Source organism: Streptomyces olivochromogenes (assembly GCF_001514115.1).
GTDB classification, from domain to species: Bacteria; Actinomycetota; Actinomycetes; order Streptomycetales; family Streptomycetaceae; genus Streptomyces; species Streptomyces olivochromogenes.
Genome location: NZ_KQ948451.1, coordinates 345,953 through 362,179 on the forward strand (window position 1 = coordinate 345,953; position 16,227 = coordinate 362,179).

Here is a 16,227-nt window from a genome sequence, read left to right on the forward strand (position 1 = left end):
CACGGAACTCCTGGCACACGGTTTCGGCAAGACGCCCAGCCTGCTGGGACTCGGCACGGCGTACCGGTCATTGCTCCACTCAACGGCATGTCAGGCACCGGACCGTGCCGGCGACACACCCGTCACCGCCCCTGCCACAGGGGGGCGTGCTTCAGAGTGCCTGGAGCTGGGTGAGCAGGCTCAGGGTGTCGGAGTTGACCCAGTACTCCGCGAACTTGCCGTCCCGCATGCGGAGTGTGTCGGTGCCGGTGAAGCTGACCACGGTCCCCGGCTGGGCCTTGGCGCCGGGGAAGCCGCCGGCGTAGGTGCCGGTGGCCGTCCAGCGCACCGATGCGTAGCGGCCGTCGACCAGCGGGGGGACCTCGATGGTGAAGCGCAGGTCGCGGAATGCCGCGCGGGTCTGGCCGATCCAGGCCACCAGGCCGTCGACGCCCCGGATGGAGCTGCCGTCACCGCCGTCGAGGAGGGCGGCGTGGACCCGGAAGCCGGGAGAGATGATGCCCGGGGCCTGGGCGAGATCGCCGTTCCAGAGCCGCAGCCACGCGTCGAGCATCGCCTTCGGCTTCCGCTCGGCTGCCCGGTGGTCGTGGGTGGTCGTGGCCGTCCGCTCGGCCCCGGTTGTCGGTGAGGTGTCCGCGGCGGCCGTCGTGGCGGTGAAGGCGAGGACGGCGATCGCCGCGGGGACGAGCAGCCGCGCCCGGTGGCGCCTCGGGGTGGTGGGGGTGGTGGGGGTGGCGGTCATGACGGTTCCTCGCGTCTCGGGTAAGGGGCTGGCTGGGGAAGGTGTGCGATCGGCGGCTACGGAAGGACCTGCTACGGGTTCAGCACGACCTTCCCGGCGACGGTGCCGGACTCGGCCAGTCGCAGGGCGTCGGCGACGCGGGTGAGGGGCAGTTGGGCGGCGATCTGGGGGGTGACGTCACCGCGCTGGAGGGCTCCGAAGACCTGGGTGAGGTCGGCGCGCAGCTGGGCCCGGAAGCGGTTCTTGGCCAGCGCCCGCCCGGCCCAGACGTTGAAGAAGTAGGCGCGGCGACGGTTGGGCAGCGCGTTCCACAGCCACACCCGGCCGAGCAGCTTGAGCACGGGCCACTGCTTGGAGCCCTCGTCGTCCCGGGTGGAGGCGCTGCCGTACGAGACGAGCGTGCCGCCGGGCGCGAGGAGGTGCCAGGAGTCGATCGCGCTGCGGCCGCCGACGTGGTCGAAGACGGCGTCCACCCCGCCGGGGGCGAGCTCGCGGACCCGTGCGGCCACGTCCTCGGTGCGGTAGTCGACGGGGATGACGCCCCGCTCCCGCAGCGCGTCGTGGTGACGCGCCGACGCCGTGCCGATCACCTTCACGTCCGCGGCCTGGGCGAGCTGGACCAGGACCGAGCCGACGCCGCCGTTGGCACCGTGGACCAGGATGGTCTGCCCCGCGCGGACGTGTGCCTTGCGGTGCAGCATCTGCCAGGCGGTGATGCCGTTGACCACCACGGTCTCCGCCTCCGCCGCGCCGATCCCGTCGGGCACCGGCACCACGTCCGCCGCGTCGACGAGCACGTGGCTCGCCCAGCCGCCGACCTTGAGCAGCGCGGCGACCCGGGTGCCGGCGAGAGCGGGCTCGACACCCTCGCCGGTCGTGAGGACGGTGCCGACCAGGTCGTATCCGGGCACGAACGGGAACGCCGGCTGGTCGTAGTACCGGCCGCGGCGCATCTGCTGCTCCGCGAAGGAGACCCCGGTCGCCTCCATCCGGATCACGACCTGGCCGGGGCCCGCGGCGGGCACGGCTCCGTGCCGGATCTCCAGCCCTTCCGGCTCCACCTTGCCCGGCAGTACGACCTCGACGAGTCCTTCGGCGTTCATGACGACCTCCTGCGCTCCGCGTTGGTTACTCACTTTTGCGTTCGTTAGAAGTTATAACGCAACACGAAAGGGAGAGTCAAGAAGTTTAGTGATACCTTCTAACTACATCTTGAGCCTCTATCTTCGCGACTGCGGAAAGGCGGCAGGCCATGGCCGACACGGGCACGCAGACCCCGCGCGAGCGCTACCGCGCCCACATACGTGCGGAGATCAGGGAACGCGCATGGGAGCAGATCGCCACGGCGGGGGCTTCCGCGCTCTCCCTCAACGCGATCGCCAAACAGATGGGCATGAGCGGACCCGCGCTCTACCGGTATTGCGCCGGACGCGACGAGCTGATCACCGAGCTCGTCAGGGAGGCGTACCGAAGCCTCGCCGACACCTTCCACGCGACCGCGGCCTCCGAGTCCGGCACCGATCCAGCCGCTCCGGCCGCCGCTCTGGCTCACGCCCTGCGCGGGTGGGCCCTGGACGACCCCCAGCGGTACTTCCTCGTCTACGGCACGCCCGTCCCCGGCTACCACGCGCCCGACGACGTCTCCGGGATCGCCTCAGAGATCATGACGACCCTGCTCGACGCCTACGCCGCGTCGCCCCCGGACGGCCCCGAGGCCCTGCGCCGGGCCCTGACCTTCTGGACCCGGCTGCACGGGCTGCTGTCCCTGGAACTCGCCGGCCACTTCACCGGGATGGATGTCGACCCCGCCCTGATGTTCGCCGCCGAACTGGACGACCTGCCACCGCGCCGACGAGACCCACACCGAGGGCATTGATCGCGGTGATCACCGCCATCGGCCCGACCACGACGTCGATCCCGGAAGCGGTCAGGATGTGGACGAGCCCGTTCCACATCGACACCATTGACATGCACGCAACACACTTCCAACACTGAACCCCAAAGGTCCATACCTTCTCCGGCAGTTGAGAATGGAAGGGGTTCACCCATGCGACGTGTTACGCGTCTTCGCTGGGGCCTGTCCGTCCTGTTGGCCCTCGGCACGTGCACTCTGGGGCTGTTGCCCGTCGACACGGCGACAGCACAACCGTCCAGTTCCCGCCCCCTCTCCCCCGGCCTGGTCACCGCCATGCAGCGGGACCTCGGCCTCACCGCGTCGCAGGCCCGCACCAGGGGCGAGCGTGAAACCGCCGCCGCCGAGCTCGCGCCGCGGGCCGAACGAGCGGCGGGGCGGACGTTCGGCGGGTCCTGGTACGACGCGGCGCACGGCACCCTCGTCGTCGGAGTCACCGACACGGGCACCGCGGCGGCCGACGCCGTACGAGCCACCGGCGCCACGGTCGTACGGGTCGCGCACAGCGCCCGGACGCTGGACGCGGCCAAGGCCGCCCTCGACGACAACGCCACGTCGGACGGCGCCCCCACAGCCGTCCGCAGTTGGCATGTCGACCCCCGCACCAGCAGCCTGGTGGCCGAGGTCCGCAAGGGCGCGGAACACAGCGCCGCGGTCACGGAGTTCCTGGCACCCGCGCGCGAGGCAGGTCTGCTCACGGTCCACACCTCCGCAGCCGCGCAGACGCCGCGCACGTTCTCCGCGGGCACCGTCGGCGGCGACCCGTACTACATCAACGGCAACACCCGTTGCTCCATAGGCTTCTCCGTGGTGGGCGGCTTCGTGAGCGCCGGACACTGCGGCTCGGCCGGCAGCTCCGTGGCCGGCTGGGACGGCTCGGCGATGGGCACCTTCGCCGGATCGTCGTTCCCGGGCAACGACTACTCGTACATCCGGATCGGCAACGGCTGGTGGACCGTACCGGTGGTGCTCGGCTGGGGCACCGTCAGCGACGTACTGGTCCGCGGCTCGGCCGTGGCCCCCGTCGGCTCGTCCATCTGCCGCTCCGGCTCCACCACCCACTGGCACTGTGGCACCGTGCTCACCCAGAACGAGACCGTCAACTACAGCCAGGGATCCGTCTACGGCCTGACCGGCACCAGCGTCTGCGCCGAACCCGGCGACTCCGGCGGCTCGTTCATCACCGGGGACCAGGCCCAGGGCGTGACCTCGGGCGGCTGGGGCAACTGCACGAGCGGCGGCCAGACCTGGTTCCAGCCCGTGAACGAGATCCTCAGTACGTACGGACTCACCCTCGTCACCGCCTGACCGCCACGGGCCGCGGGCCGAGCGTTCCCCGCTCGGCCCGCGGTCGGAGAGAGGCGCTCACGCGGTGACCGGCACGTCACTGCTGACGGAGGTCCTTCACCCGGCGGAGCTTGCCCAGCGAGCGCTCCAGGGTCTCCGGGTCGACGATCGCCACCTCGACGGTGACACCCACGCCGTCCTTGACGCCCTGGGCGATCGTCTTCGCGGCCGCCTCCCGCTGCTCGGCCCCGGTCCCGGGACGCGCCTCGACGCGGACCGTCATGTGGTCCATCCGGCCGCGCCGGGTCAGCTGCACCTGGAAGTGCGGGGCGACTGCGGGTGTGCGCAGGACGATCTCCTCGATCTGACTCGGGAAGACGTTCACACCGCGCAGGATGATCATGTCGTCGGAGCGGCCGGTGATCTTCTCGATGCGGCGGAAGGCGGGCCGGGCGGTGCCGGGCAGCAGCCGGGACAGGTCGCGGGTGCGGTAACGGATGATCGGCAGGGCCTCCTTGGTGAGGGAGGTGAAGACCACCTCGCCCTCCTCGCCCTCGGGCAGCACGGCGCCGGTGAACGGGTCGACCACCTCGGGGTAGAAGTGGTCCTCCCACACATGCAGTCCGTCCTTGGTCTCGACGCACTCCTGCGCCACCCCCGGGCCGATCACCTCGGACAGGCCGTAGATGTCGACCGCGTGGATGTCCATGCGCTCCTCGATCTCACGGCGCATCGCCTCCGTCCACGGCTCGGCCCCGAAGATGCCCACCTTGAGGGAGGTCGTGCGGGGGTCGACGCCCTGCCGCTCGAACTCGTCGAGCAGGGTGAGCATGTAGGACGGGGTGACCATGATGATCTCGGGCTCGAAGTCCTGGATGATCTGCACCTGGCGGGCCGTCATGCCGCCGGAGGCGGGGATCACCGTACAGCCGGCGCGCTCTGCGCCGTAGTGCGCGCCCAGGCCACCGGTGAACAGGCCGTAGCCGTAGGAGATGTGCACCTTGTGCCCGCGACGGCCGCCGGCCGCACGGATGGATCGGGCGATCATGTCGGCCCACATGGAGAGGTCGTTCTCGGTGTATCCGACGACCGTGGGGCGGCCCGTGGTGCCGCTGGAGGCGTGGATGCGCCGCACGTCCGCCATCGGGACCGCGAACATGCCGAAGGGGTACGTCTCCCGCAGATCCGCCTTGGTGGTGAAGGGGAACCGCGACAGGTCCTCCAGGGAGCGGCAGTCGTCGGGCTTGATCCCGGCCTCGTCGAACTTCCTGCGGTACAGGTCCACATTGGCGTACGCGTGCCGCAACGTCGCCCGCAGCCGGTCGAGTTGGAGCTCCCTCAGCTGTTCGCGGGTGAGGCGCTCGCCCTCGTCCAGCAGATCCTCGGGAAGCGGCTCTCCCAGGCGGGCCGGGCGGGGTCCCGTGGCCGCGCCGGCCGTCGCTGCGGTGTTCATCGCGACTCCTTCGTCGTCGTGCCTCTGATACTGCGGCTGCGTCCGCGGAACTCCGCGATCACCTCGTCGCCGCGCAGCACGCTCACGTCGTAGATGCCGCTGCGGCCGAACCGGGTGCGCTCCCGTGCCGTGGCCACCAGGACATCACCCTCGTACGCCGGGGCGACGAAGTCGATGTCGGCCCCGGCCGCGACGGTCACGGGCCCGTGGCTGTTGCAGGCGCAGGCGAAGGCGGTGTCGGCGAGCAGGAAGAGATAGCCGCCGTGGGCGATCCCGTGTCCGTTCACCATCGCCGGCGTCAAGGTCATCCGGAGCACGGCGGTCCCTTCGCCCTGCTCGAGAAGCTCGATGCCCAGCGCCCGGGACGCCTCGTCCGCGGCGAACATCGCCTCGGCGGGCGTCGCCCCGGCCGATGTCGCTCCTGTGGCCTGCGTCACCTTTTTCACCACCTTGTGTCCCGACCGAACATTCGGTTAGCGTGCGGCACGGCCTAGTAATCCAGCATCACCACTGCCTGTCAAGAGGTGGAACGCATGCCCCAGAACCTCCCCGAGCGTCCGGACTTCTTCGCCCGTCACCGCGCCCTGCTGGAGCAGGCGGTCGCCGCCACCGCGAGTCGCGGCCACTGGACCCCGTATCCGGAGTCGCCCAGCAAGTCGGTGTACGGGGAGGACGCGGCGAAGACCGGGGAAGCGGCCTTCCATGAGCGGCTGGGCGGTCACTTCGAACTGCCCGGTCACCCGGCGAGCGGCACGACATCCGCCACGGAGACCTCCCCGTACGGCTTCCCGCTCGGTGTCACCTACCCCCGCCTCACGCCGGACGAGGCCGTGGCCGCCGCGCAGGCCGCCACCGGCCCCTGGCGTGCCGCGGGCCCCGACGCCCGGGCCGGTGCGGCGGCGGAGATCCTGGCCCGGCTGAACGCCGCGAGTTTCGAGATCGCGCACGCCGTGCAGCACACCACCGGCCAGGCCTTCGTGATGGCGTTCCAGGCGGGCGGACCGCACGCTCAGGACCGCGGTCTTGAGGCGGTGGCGTACGCCTGGGCGGAGCAGAAGCGCCACCCGGAGGCGGCCCGCTGGAGCAAGCCGCAGCGCAAGGGCGGCCCGCTGCTGATGGAGAAGAAGTTCACGCCGGTCGGACGCGGGGTGGCGCTGCTGATCGCCTGCAACACCTTCCCGACCTGGAACGGCTACCCCGGTCTGTTCGCCAGTCTGGTCACCGGCAACCCGGTCGTCGTCAAGCCGCACCCGGGCGCCGTCCTGCCCCTGGCGATCACCGTGCGGATCGCGCGCGAGGTGCTGACCGAGGCCGGTTTCGACCCGAACCTGGTGATCCTCGCGGCGGAGAGCGCCGAGGAACGTACGGCCGCGGTGTACGCCCTCCACCCGGACGTACGGATCATCGACTTCACCGGCTCCACCGCCTTCGGCGACTGGCTGGAGACCCACGCCCGCCAGGCCGCCGTGTACACGGAGAAGGCGGGCCTGAACACCGTCGTCCTGGATTCGACGGACGACTACCACGGGCTGCTGGGCAACCTGGCCTTCTCGCTGTCCCTCTACAGCGGGCAGATGTGCACCACCCCGCAGAACCTCCTCGTCCCCCGCGAAGGCTTCGCCACCGACCAGGGCGTGAAAACCGCCGACGCGTTCGCCGCCGACCTCGCCGCGGCGCTCGACAAACTGCTCGGCGACCCCGCCCGCGCGGCCGGCACACTCGGGGCGATCGTCAACGACGGGGTGCGGGAGCGACTGGAGGAAGCGGCCGGGCTCGGTCGTACGGCGCGGGCGTCCGCACCGGTCGAGCACCCCGAGCACTCGGACGCGGTCGTCCGTACGCCGCTGGTGGCCCGGCTGGACGCGGAAGCCGACCGGGAGACCTACACGCGCGAGTGGTTCGGGCCGATCTCCTTCGTGATCGCCACCGACTCCACCGAGCACAGTCTGCGGATCTTCCGGGAGACCGTGCGCGCGCACGGCGCACTGACCGCCGCCGTCCACTCCACCGACGAGGACGTGCTCGCCGCCACCGAGCTGGCGGCCCTCGACGCGGGAGTGCACCTGTCGGAGAACCTCACCGGCGGCGTCTTCGTGAACCAGTCCGCCGCCTTCAGCGACTTCCACGGCAGCGCCGCCAACCCGGCGGCCAGCGCCACCCTCTCCGACCCCGCCTTCGTCACCGGCCGTTTCGCCACGCTCCAGTCGCGTCGGCCCGCCACCGCCGAGGAACACACCGAGGAGTCCGCAGATGCCTGACGAGGTCTTTCTGATCGACGGTGCCCGCACCCCGCAGGGCCGGTACGGGGGCGCGCTGGCCTCCGTACGGCCGGACGACCTGGCGGCCCTGGTCGTCGGCGAGGCGGTGCGGCGCAGTGGGATCCCGGGCGAGGCCGTGGACGAGGTCATCCTCGGCGCGGCCAACCAGGCCGGTGAGGACAACCGGGACGTGGCCCGCATGGCCGTGCTGCTCGCCGGCCTCCCGCACACCGTGCCCGGTTACACCGTCAACCGGCTGTGCGCGTCCGGGCTGACGGCGGTCGCGAACGCGGCCCAGGCGATCCGGTCCGGGGAGGCCGACCTCGTCGTCGCCGGCGGTGTCGAGTCGATGACCCGCGCGCCCTGGGTGATGGCCAAGCCCGGCACCCCGTGGGCCAAGCCGGGCGAGGTGCACGACACCTCGCTGGGCTGGCGCTTCACCAACCCGCGTTTCACGGCCACCGACCGGGCCGTACCGGCGGGCGCGGGTCCCGAGACGGCCAAGGTGACCCTGTCGATGGGGGAGACCGCCGAAGAGGTCGCCGCGCTCGACGGCATCACCCGCGCCGACTCGGACGCCTTCGCGCTGCGCAGCCACCAGCGGGCGGTGGCCGCGCAGGAGGCCGGCCGCTTCGACCGCGAGATCGTGCCGGTGCGGGTGAAGGACGGCGAGGTCACACGCGACGAGGGGCCGCGCCCCGGCACGACCCTGGAGAAGCTCGGCACCCTGCGGACCATCTTCCGGCCGGACGGCATCGTCACGGCCGGTTCCTCCTCGCCGCTGTCCGACGGCGCCGCCGCGCTGGTGGTGGCGAGCGCGGCGGCCGTCGAGCGGTACGGGCTCACCCCGCGCGCCCGGATCATCACCGCCGCCTCGGCCGGCGTACAGCCCAATCTGATGGGGCTCGGCCCCGTCCCCGCCGCCGAGAAGGCCCTTGCCCGGGCCGGCCTGGAGAGCGGGGACCTGGACGCGGTCGAGCTGAACGAGGCCTTCGCCGCGCAGGCACTCGCGGTGATGCGGCGGTTGAAGCTCGACGAGGAGAAGGTCAACGCCGACGGCGGTGCGATCGCGCTCGGCCATCCCCTCGGCTGCTCCGGCACCCGCATCCTGCTCACGCTGATCGGCCGGCTGGAGCGCGAGGACGCCCGCCGGGGCCTGGCCACGCTGTGCGTGGGTGTCGGCCAGGGCGTCGCGATGCTCGTGGAGCGCGTATGAGCGCCGCGGACGAGTCCCCCGCCGGTCGAGGAGCGCTTGTGAGCGGCACGTACGAGACGTTGCTGGTCGAGGAGCGCGACGACCGGGTCGTCGTCACCCTGCACCGCCCCGAGGCCCGCAACGCCATCAGCGGGCTGATGATCCGCGAACTGCACGCCGTGTGCGAGCTGCTGGAACGTGACCCGAGGTTCCTGCTGCTGACCGGGCACGGCGGTGTCTTCGCGGGCGGCGCCGACATCGCGGAGCTGCTGCGACGCGGCCGCGACGAAGCCCTCCAGGGCATCAACAGCCGCCTGTTCGAGCGGGTGCGCAGACTGCCCATGCCGACCCTCGCCGCCGTCGACGGCTGGGCGCTGGGCGGCGGCGCCGAACTCTCGTACGCCTGCGATCTGCGCATCGCGGGACCGGACGCGGTGTTCGGCAACCCCGAGCCGGGGCTCGGCATCCTCGCCGCAGCGGGAGCCTGCTGGCGGCTGCCCGAGCTGGTCGGCGAGTCGGTGGCCAAGCAGGTGCTGCTCGCCGGACGGAACCTGGACGCGCGGGCGGCGCTGGCGGCCGGGCTGGTCATCGATGTCGTACCGGCCGACCGGCTCCTCGACGAGGCGCACGCGCTGCTGGACCGGATGGCCCGCTCCTCGGCCGCGGCCCTGCGTCTGACCAAGCTCGTGGTCGACTCGCCGGGCGCCCATCCGGTCGCCGACGACCTGGCGCAGGCCGTGCTGTTCGAGGGACAGGACAAGCGGGAGCGGATGACTCGCTTCCTGGAGAAGAGGAGCAGCGTATGAACACCGCCGTCACCGGCACCGCGTCCGCACCCTCCGTCGTGGGCGTGATCGGCGGCGGCCGGATGGGCGCCGGTATCGCCCAGTCGTTCGCGGCCGCGGGCTCGTCCGTGACCGTCGTGGAGAGCGGCGAGCACGCCGCGGCCGCCGCGCTGGACCGGGTCGCCGCCGGGCTGACGCGGGCCGCCGAGCGCGGCAGGCTCGACGCGCCCGCCGAGGACGTACTCGGCCGGGTCTCCGTCGTCGGCTCGGTCGACGAGCTGCCGCGCACGTCCGATCTCGTCGTCGAGGCCGTCCCCGAGGACGCCTCGCTCAAGGCCCGGCTGCTCGCCGCCGCCGAGCGGGCCCTGAGTCCGGCGACCGTCCTGGCCAGCAACACCAGCTCCCTGTCGGTCACCGACCTCGCGTCGGCTCTCGCCCGCCCCGGGCGCTTCCTCGGCATGCACTTCTTCAATCCGGTACCGGCCTCCGAGCTGATCGAGATCGTCGTCGCCCCGGAGACCGAGGACGCGACCGTACGGCTGGCGCTGGCCTGGACGCACGCCCTCGGCAAGAAGGACGTCGTCGTCAAGGACTCCCCCGGGTTCGCCAGCAGCCGCCTCGGCGTGGCGCTGGGCCTCGAGGCGATCCGCATGGTCGAGGAGGGGGTCGCAGGGCCGGAGGCCATCGACGACGCCATGAGCCTCGGCTACAAGCACCCCATGGGCCCGCTGCGCCTGACCGACCTGGTCGGACTGGACGTACGACTCGCCATCGCCGAGCACCTGCACGCCACGCTCGGGGAGCGCTTCGCGCCGCCGCGGCTGCTGCGTGACAAGGTCGCGCGCGGCGAGCTGGGGCGGAAGACGGGGCAGGGTTTCTACGCCTGGCCCTGAGCACCCCCGGCGGCGCCTCGGCCCCGGACCCCACGCCCCGGTCCCGGGTTCTGGTCTCGTGCCTCGACCCCGGGCCCGGCCCGGCCGGACGAAGGTCGTGCCCGGCCGCACGAAAGTCTTGCCCGTCCGGAAGAAACCCGTCACACTGGAACCGAACGAATGGTCGGTAGGGAAGCTGGTATCGATGACCACGACACACTCCGCCGCCACCGGCGCCGACGGCGTCGGGCCGGCGGCCGAAGAGCGGCTCCAGGAGCAGTTCGACGCGACCGTCGCGCGTGACCAGCGGGTCGAGCCGCGCGACTGGATGCCCGACGGCTACCGCAAGACGCTGATCCGGCAGATCGCGCAGCACGCGCACTCGGAGATCATCGGCATGCAGCCGGAGGGCGAGTGGATCACCCGCGCGCCGTCGCTGCGCCGCAAGGCCATCCTGTTCGCGAAGGTCCAGGACGAGGCCGGGCACGGGCTGTATCTGTACTCGGCGGCCGAGACCCTGGGCGCGGACCGGGCCGACCTCACCGAGCGGCTCATCGAGGGCCGGCAGAAGTACTCGTCGATCTTCAACTACCCCACCCTGAGCTTCGCCGACGTCGGCGTGATCGGCTGGTTCGTCGACGGCGCCGCGATCTGCAACCAGGTGCCGCTGTGCAGGAGTTCGTACGGTCCGTACGCGCGCGCCATGGTGCGGGTCTGCAAGGAGGAGTCGTTCCACCAGCGCCAGGGGTACGAGCTGTTGCTGACCATGATGCGCGGCACCGACGCCCAGCGGGCGATGGTGCAGGACGCGGTGGACCGCTGGTGGTGGCCGTCGCTGATGATGTTCGGGCCGCCCGACGACAACTCCCCCAACTCGGCCCAGTCCATGGCCTGGAAGATCAAGCGCCACAGCAACGACGAACTGCGCCGACGCTTCGTGGACATGACCGTGCCGCAGGCCGAGAAGCTGGGCGTCGTCCTGCCCGACCCCGAGCTGCGCTGGAACGAGGAGCGCGGACACCACGACTTCGGCACCCCGGACTGGGACGAGCTGATGCGGGTCATCAAGGGCGACGGACCGTGCAACGCCGAGCGGATCTCCCGGCGGCGGACGGCCCACGAGGAGGGCGCCTGGGTCCGCGAGGCGGCCACCGCCCACGCGGCCAAGCAGAGCGAGCGAGCCCGGAAGGAAACGGCGGCATGAACGACATCGACGGCAAGAAGGACGGCTGGCCGCTGTACGAGGTGTTCGTACGGGGCAAGCGCGGACTGAACCACGTACACGTCGGCTCGCTGCACGCCGCCGACGACGCGATGGCCCTGACCCACGCCCGTGACCTGTACACGCGTCGCAACGAGGGCGTGAGCATCTGGGTGGTGCGCTCGGAGCACATCGCCGCCTCCACCCGCGACGAGAAGGACCCGTTCTTCGCGCCGAGCGCCGACAAGGTCTACCGCCATCCGACCTTCTACGACATCCCCGACGACGTCCCGCACATCTGAGGAGCAGGGCATGAGTGACGACCACGTCTACCTGACCCTCGCCGAGGGACACGAGGACGACACCCGCTGGGCGTACGGCACCGGCTTCGAGGACCCCCTGCACGGGGTCGACACCACCGTGCCGGACGGGCTGGACGCCGCAGAGCTGGCGGCCTCCTGCGTCGCGCTCGCCGACGACGCGCTCGTGTCCGCCCAGCGACTGGCCGAGTGGACCACCCGTGCCCCCGAGCTGGAGGAGGAGGTGGCGCTCGCCAACATCGGCCTCGACCTGCTCGGCCAGGCCCGCCTGCTCTACGCGCGCGCCGGCCAGGTGGACGGCACAGGCCGCGACGAGGACGCCTACGCCTACTTCCGCGACGCCGACGACTTCCGCAACGTACGCCTGGCCGAACTTCCCAACGGGGACTTCGCGTTCTCCGTCGTGCGGCTCCTGGCACTGTCCAGCTGGCGGCTCGCACACTTCGAGCGGCTCGCCGCGCACCCCGACCCGGTGCTCTCCGCCATCGCCGCGAAGGGCGTCAAGGAACTGACCTACCACCGCCAGTACGCGGCCGAATGGGCCGTGCGGCTCGGCGACGGTACGGCGGAGTCCCACCGCAGGATGCGTACGGCGCTGGAGCGGGTCGCCCCGTACCTGGGCGAGCTGTTCACGGCCTACGACGTACGGGACGAGGTCGTCGCCGTGCTGCGCCAGGTGACCGAGGCGGGCGGACTGCCCATGCCCGTGTACCGGCCGCTGCCCGGCTGCGGACGCGCGGGCGAGCACACCGAGCATCTGACGCCGCTGCTGGCCGAGTTGCAGAGCGTGGCCCGCGCCCACCCGGAGGCGACATGGTGAGCGTACTGACCGACGTGCGACGGGCCCGGCACATCGCCGAACAGGTGCCCGACCCCGAGCTGCCCATGCTCACCCTCGCCGACCTGGGCGTGCTGCGCGAGGTGTCGCTCGCCCCCGACGGCACGGTCGTCGCGAGCCTGACGCCGACCTACTCGGGCTGCCCGGCGATGGCGGAGATGCGCGCCGACGTGGCCGCGCGGCTTGCCGCCGCCGGGTACGAGCGCGTCGAGATCCGTACCGTCCTCGACCCGCCGTGGACCAGCGACTGGATCACCCCGGCGGGCCGCCGCAAGCTCACCGAACACGGGATCGCCCCGCCCGGCGCCGCGCCCCGGCACCCGGCCGGTCCGGTGCCGCTCGTGCTGACCACCACCCGGCGGGCCGCCGTGCCCTGCCCGCGCTGCGGCTCGGCGGACACGGAGGAGACGTCCCGCTTCGCCGCCACGTCCTGCAAGGCGCTCTGGCGCTGCCGCGCCTGCCTGGAACCGTTCGAGTACGTCAAGGAGATCTGATGGACGACCTGATGGAGTCGGCCGCCCCCGCCCCGGCGGTACGCCCGCGTACCCGCCGTCGGCCGGCCTTCCACTCCCTGCGGGTCGCCGCCGTGCAGCCCCTGTGCGAGGACGCGGCCGCGGTCAGCTTCGACATCCCGGCGGAGCTGGCCGAGGAGTTCGCCTTCGCTCCTGGGCAGTCGCTCACCCTGCGGCGCGAGATCGACGGCCGTGACGAGCGCCGCTCGTACTCCATCTGCTCGCCGGCCGGATCGGTGCCGCGCATCGGGGTGCGGGTGGTGCCGGGCGGTCTGTTCTCCGCCTGGCTGGTGCGGGAGGTGCGCCCCGGAGACACGGTCGAGGTCATGGCACCGACCGGCGCCTTCACGCCCGACCTCGCCACCCCCGGCCACCATGTGCTGATCGCCGCGGGCTCCGGGATCACCCCCATGCTGTCCATCGCCGAGTCGGTGCTGGCCGCGGACTCCCGCTCGACGGTCACCCTCTTCTACGGCAACCGGCGCACCGACACCGTGATGTTCGCCGACGAGCTGGCCGACCTGAAGGACCTCTACCCGGCCCGGTTCCAGCTCGCCCACGTCCTCTCCCGTGAGCCCCGCGAGGCCGAGGTGCTCTCCGGCCGGCTGGACGCCGAGCGGCTGTCGGCGCTCGTCGGCTCACTGGTCGACGTGGCGGGCGCGGACCACTGGTGGCTGTGCGGCCCGCACGGCATGGTCCGCGACGCCCAGCAGGTGCTGGCCGGGCTGGACGTGCCGGCCGACCGGGTCCACCAGGAGCTGTTCTACGCCGACGACGAGCCCGTGCGGGAGGTGCACCACCAGGACGCGGCCACCGTGGGCCCGGTCAGCGAGGTCACCATCACGCTCGACGGCCGCTCCACGACCGCCGCCCTGCCCCGCGGCCGGAGCATCCTCGACGGCGCTCAGAAGACCCGCCCCGACCTGCCCTTCGCCTGCAAGGGCGGCGTGTGCGGCACCTGCCGGGCCCTGGTCACCGACGGCAAGGCCGACATGCGCCGCAACTTCGCCCTCGAACCCGCCGAGGTCGACGCGGGGTATGTCCTTACCTGCCAGTCGTTCCCGGTCACGGAGACGCTCGCCGTCGACTACGACAGCTGACGCGGTCGTCCATCACCATCGCCATCTCCATCCTCGGGAATGGTTGCGGCAGCTCGGCGTGACATCCGTCACGCCGAGTTCCCGTATCAACGTGGTGCGGTAGTACATGGCGCCTGGGCGATATAGCCAGACTTGCCACCCGCAATCCGACATACACACGCATGTTCCTTTGGCATATGCCCAACACGGCCGCGACACGTCGCCCTCCGGACACATGAAGCCTCCTGACGGCTCGTCAGGTCATGCCGCGCTCCGGTCAGCCGGGTCTGCACACCCATGCGCCCGATTCAAGGACGTTCGGGGTCTACGAGGCCGGGTAGTAGTCGCGCTCGTTGCCGCTTACTCACGCAGGTTTTAACAATGGCGGCCCAAACGGCGTCACCACAGCTCAGGCACAGTCCCCGTGCGGAGCCAGCCCACCGGTGGCGCCCCCGCGACGACCGAGCGAGGCCCGCATGAGCAAGCACCGCAGGAAGACGCACCGCCGGCAGATCACCATCGCTGCCGTCGTGCTGAGCGCGCTTGCAGTACCGACCGCCGCCATGGCGTGCATGAACGACCAGAGCACCACGGACGCCAAATCCTCCGGTCAGCGGCAGAGCTGGAAGAACTGGCAGAACTGGCAGAACGCGTCCCTGCAGGAGCGCGCGTCCCTGAAGGAGCGGCGGAAGGGCGGCGGGTGGACCGCGCACCCCCAGCCGACTTCGCAGGCCACCACCGCGCCCGCCGCACCCTCCGCGCCCGAAGCGCCGGTCGCTACGGAGCCCGCCGCGTCCGAGGCACCCGCCTCCGCGACTCCCGCCGCACCGGAGGCGCCCGCTTCGACGGCACCCGCCACACCCGAGGCGCCCGCTTCGACGGCACCCGCCGCACCCGAGGCACCCGCCTCGACGGCACCCGCCGCACCCGAGTCCACCGCCAGCGCGTCCCCGAGCACCGCGGCCACGACGGCCCCGGCATCCGCCGCCGTGACTCGTGTCGTGGCCCTGGTCAACAGTGAGCGCGGCAAGGTCGGCTGCTCCCCGCTGACCCTGAACGCGAAGCTCTCGAAGGCCGCCCAGGATCACAGCGCGGACATGGCGAGCCACCAGAACATGTCGCACACGGGCTCCGACGGTTCGGATCCCGGTCAACGCATCACGACCGCCGGCTACACCTGGAGTGCGTACGGCGAGAACGTCGCGTTCGGATACTCCACCCCCGAGGCGGTCATGGCGGGCTGGATGTCCAGTCCCGGCCACAAGCGCAACATCCTGGACTGTGACTTCAAGGAGATCGGCGTAGGTCTCGCGCAGCCCGGCAGCTACTGGACGCAGGACTTCGGCGCGGCCCGTTGACCTACGCCTCGCGGCGCCTTCGTCAGCCTCCTCCGTTGCGGCCGCACGGCGTGAAGAAGCCGAGCGGAACACCCGGGTCCGCCGGTTCGCCGGCCCGCTCGGCGAACCGGATCCGGCTGCCCCGGGGCGGGACGGAGCCGGGGCAGCCGTCGCGACCGGTCTCGGCCACCGGTTCGGGAACGGCCGAGTACGGAACGCCCGGGTAAGGAAGGGCCGGGTCGGCGACTTCCGAGTCGAGAACCACCGGGTCGAGAACCACCGCGTCGGGAACTGCCGGGTCGGCAACCGCAGAGTCTTGAACCGCCGAGCCGACAACCTCCAGGTCAGCAACCACAGACTCTTGAACCGCCGAGCCGACAACCTCCAGGTCAGCAACCACAGACTCTTGAACCGCCGGGCCCTGAACCGCCGGGTC

16 protein-coding genes are annotated in these 16,227 nt (G+C 71.7%); 12 read left to right on the forward strand and 4 right to left on the reverse strand.

Translation table 11 applies throughout. The features are described from left to right. Positions 1-151 precede the first annotated feature (151 nt). Positions 152-742 (reverse strand): ester cyclase, encoded by a 591-nt coding sequence (locus tag AQJ27_RS01645; protein WP_201264234.1) that lies wholly within the window; start codon positions 740-742, stop codon positions 152-154. Positions 743-813: 71 nt separating this feature from the next. Continuing rightward, complete coding sequence (locus tag AQJ27_RS01650; protein ID WP_067360450.1) at positions 814-1,845, reverse strand: medium chain dehydrogenase/reductase family protein; 1,032 nt, start codon at positions 1,843-1,845, stop codon at positions 814-816. Positions 1,846-1,994: 149 nt separating this feature from the next. Here AQJ27_RS01650 and AQJ27_RS01655 point away from each other — a divergent pair, with 149 nt between their 5' ends. Both AQJ27_RS01655 and AQJ27_RS01660 read left to right on the forward strand, forming a co-directional pair. Then, positions 1,995-2,618 (forward strand): TetR/AcrR family transcriptional regulator, encoded by a 624-nt coding sequence (locus AQJ27_RS01655; RefSeq protein ID WP_067360453.1) that lies wholly within the window; start codon positions 1,995-1,997, stop codon positions 2,616-2,618. A gap of 171 nt (positions 2,619-2,789) precedes the next feature. After that, positions 2,790-3,962 (forward strand): S1 family peptidase, encoded by a 1,173-nt coding sequence (locus tag AQJ27_RS01660; protein ID WP_067360456.1) that lies wholly within the window; start codon positions 2,790-2,792, stop codon positions 3,960-3,962. Positions 3,963-4,038: 76 nt separating this feature from the next. Here AQJ27_RS01660 and paaK read toward each other — a convergent pair whose 3' ends face one another. Both paaK and paaI read right to left on the reverse strand, forming a co-directional pair. Then, on the reverse strand, positions 4,039-5,394 hold the full coding sequence (gene paaK, locus AQJ27_RS01665) for a phenylacetate--CoA ligase PaaK (protein WP_067360459.1): 1,356 nt from the start codon (positions 5,392-5,394) through the stop codon (positions 4,039-4,041). Further along, positions 5,391-5,780, reverse strand: coding sequence for a hydroxyphenylacetyl-CoA thioesterase PaaI (gene paaI, locus AQJ27_RS01670; RefSeq protein WP_067360462.1), 390 nt, complete (start codon positions 5,778-5,780; stop codon positions 5,391-5,393). Before paaI ends, paaK begins: the two co-directional genes overlap by 4 nt. 147 nt (positions 5,781-5,927) lie before the next feature. Here paaI and paaN point away from each other — a divergent pair, with 147 nt between their 5' ends. From paaN to AQJ27_RS01720, 10 genes are all read left to right on the forward strand, one after another. After that, complete coding sequence (gene paaN, locus AQJ27_RS01675) at positions 5,928-7,652, forward strand: phenylacetic acid degradation protein PaaN (RefSeq protein ID WP_067360464.1); 1,725 nt, start codon at positions 5,928-5,930, stop codon at positions 7,650-7,652. Continuing rightward, a complete protein-coding gene (locus tag AQJ27_RS01680; protein WP_067360467.1) occupies positions 7,645-8,868 on the forward strand; it encodes a thiolase family protein in 1,224 nt (407 codons plus the stop codon). The genes paaN and AQJ27_RS01680 overlap by 8 nt, the downstream gene beginning before the upstream one ends. Positions 8,869-8,906: 38 nt before the next feature. Continuing rightward, positions 8,907-9,653: an enoyl-CoA hydratase/isomerase family protein gene (locus AQJ27_RS01685; protein WP_425275178.1), complete on the forward strand. Its 747-nt coding sequence runs from the start codon at positions 8,907-8,909 to the stop codon at positions 9,651-9,653. Further along, positions 9,650-10,525: a 3-hydroxyacyl-CoA dehydrogenase family protein gene (locus AQJ27_RS01690; protein WP_067360474.1), complete on the forward strand. Its 876-nt coding sequence runs from the start codon at positions 9,650-9,652 to the stop codon at positions 10,523-10,525. Before AQJ27_RS01685 ends, AQJ27_RS01690 begins: the two co-directional genes overlap by 4 nt. 184 nt (positions 10,526-10,709) lie before the next feature. Further along, a complete protein-coding gene (gene paaA, locus AQJ27_RS01695) occupies positions 10,710-11,708 on the forward strand; it encodes a 1,2-phenylacetyl-CoA epoxidase subunit PaaA (RefSeq protein ID WP_067360477.1) in 999 nt (332 codons plus the stop codon). Further along, on the forward strand, positions 11,705-12,007 hold the full coding sequence (paaB, locus tag AQJ27_RS01700; protein ID WP_067360480.1) for a 1,2-phenylacetyl-CoA epoxidase subunit PaaB: 303 nt from the start codon (positions 11,705-11,707) through the stop codon (positions 12,005-12,007). The genes paaA and paaB overlap by 4 nt, the downstream gene beginning before the upstream one ends. Before the next feature lie 10 nt (positions 12,008-12,017). Next, complete coding sequence (gene paaC, locus AQJ27_RS01705; RefSeq protein ID WP_067360482.1) at positions 12,018-12,845, forward strand: 1,2-phenylacetyl-CoA epoxidase subunit PaaC; 828 nt, start codon at positions 12,018-12,020, stop codon at positions 12,843-12,845. Then, positions 12,839-13,357 (forward strand): 1,2-phenylacetyl-CoA epoxidase subunit PaaD, encoded by a 519-nt coding sequence (paaD, locus tag AQJ27_RS01710; protein ID WP_067360485.1) that lies wholly within the window; start codon positions 12,839-12,841, stop codon positions 13,355-13,357. Before paaC ends, paaD begins: the two co-directional genes overlap by 7 nt. Beyond that, complete coding sequence (gene paaE, locus AQJ27_RS01715; protein WP_067360488.1) at positions 13,357-14,475, forward strand: 1,2-phenylacetyl-CoA epoxidase subunit PaaE; 1,119 nt, start codon at positions 13,357-13,359, stop codon at positions 14,473-14,475. The genes paaD and paaE overlap by 1 nt, the downstream gene beginning before the upstream one ends. 455 nt (positions 14,476-14,930) lie before the next feature. After that, a complete protein-coding gene (locus AQJ27_RS01720; RefSeq protein ID WP_067360492.1) occupies positions 14,931-15,812 on the forward strand; it encodes a CAP domain-containing protein in 882 nt (293 codons plus the stop codon). The last annotated feature ends 415 nt before the right edge of the window (positions 15,813-16,227 follow it).

Bases quoted from the DNA above. Each gene is read 5' to 3' on its own strand.
- AQJ27_RS01690 (WP_067360474.1), top strand. From the start codon at position 9,650: ATGAACACCGCCGTCACCGGCACCGCGTCCGCACCCTCCGTCGTGGGC.
- AQJ27_RS01645 (WP_201264234.1), bottom strand. From the start codon at position 742: ATGACCGCCACCCCCACCACCCCCACCACCCCGAGGCGCCACCGGGCG.
- AQJ27_RS01650 (WP_067360450.1), bottom strand. From the start codon at position 1,845: ATGAACGCCGAAGGACTCGTCGAGGTCGTACTGCCGGGCAAGGTGGAG.
- paaK (WP_067360459.1), bottom strand. From the start codon at position 5,394: ATGAACACCGCAGCGACGGCCGGCGCGGCCACGGGACCCCGCCCGGCC.
- AQJ27_RS01660 (WP_067360456.1), top strand. From the start codon at position 2,790: ATGCGACGTGTTACGCGTCTTCGCTGGGGCCTGTCCGTCCTGTTGGCC.
- AQJ27_RS01720 (WP_067360492.1), top strand. From the start codon at position 14,931: ATGAGCAAGCACCGCAGGAAGACGCACCGCCGGCAGATCACCATCGCT.
- AQJ27_RS01680 (WP_067360467.1), top strand. From the start codon at position 7,645: ATGCCTGACGAGGTCTTTCTGATCGACGGTGCCCGCACCCCGCAGGGC.
- paaD (WP_067360485.1), top strand. From the start codon at position 12,839: ATGGTGAGCGTACTGACCGACGTGCGACGGGCCCGGCACATCGCCGAA.
- paaA (WP_067360477.1), top strand. From the start codon at position 10,710: ATGACCACGACACACTCCGCCGCCACCGGCGCCGACGGCGTCGGGCCG.
- paaE (WP_067360488.1), top strand. From the start codon at position 13,357: ATGGACGACCTGATGGAGTCGGCCGCCCCCGCCCCGGCGGTACGCCCG.
- paaB (WP_067360480.1), top strand. From the start codon at position 11,705: ATGAACGACATCGACGGCAAGAAGGACGGCTGGCCGCTGTACGAGGTG.
- AQJ27_RS01655 (WP_067360453.1), top strand. From the start codon at position 1,995: ATGGCCGACACGGGCACGCAGACCCCGCGCGAGCGCTACCGCGCCCAC.
- paaI (WP_067360462.1), bottom strand. From the start codon at position 5,780: ATGTTCGCCGCGGACGAGGCGTCCCGGGCGCTGGGCATCGAGCTTCTC.
- paaN (WP_067360464.1), top strand. From the start codon at position 5,928: ATGCCCCAGAACCTCCCCGAGCGTCCGGACTTCTTCGCCCGTCACCGC.
- paaC (WP_067360482.1), top strand. From the start codon at position 12,018: ATGAGTGACGACCACGTCTACCTGACCCTCGCCGAGGGACACGAGGAC.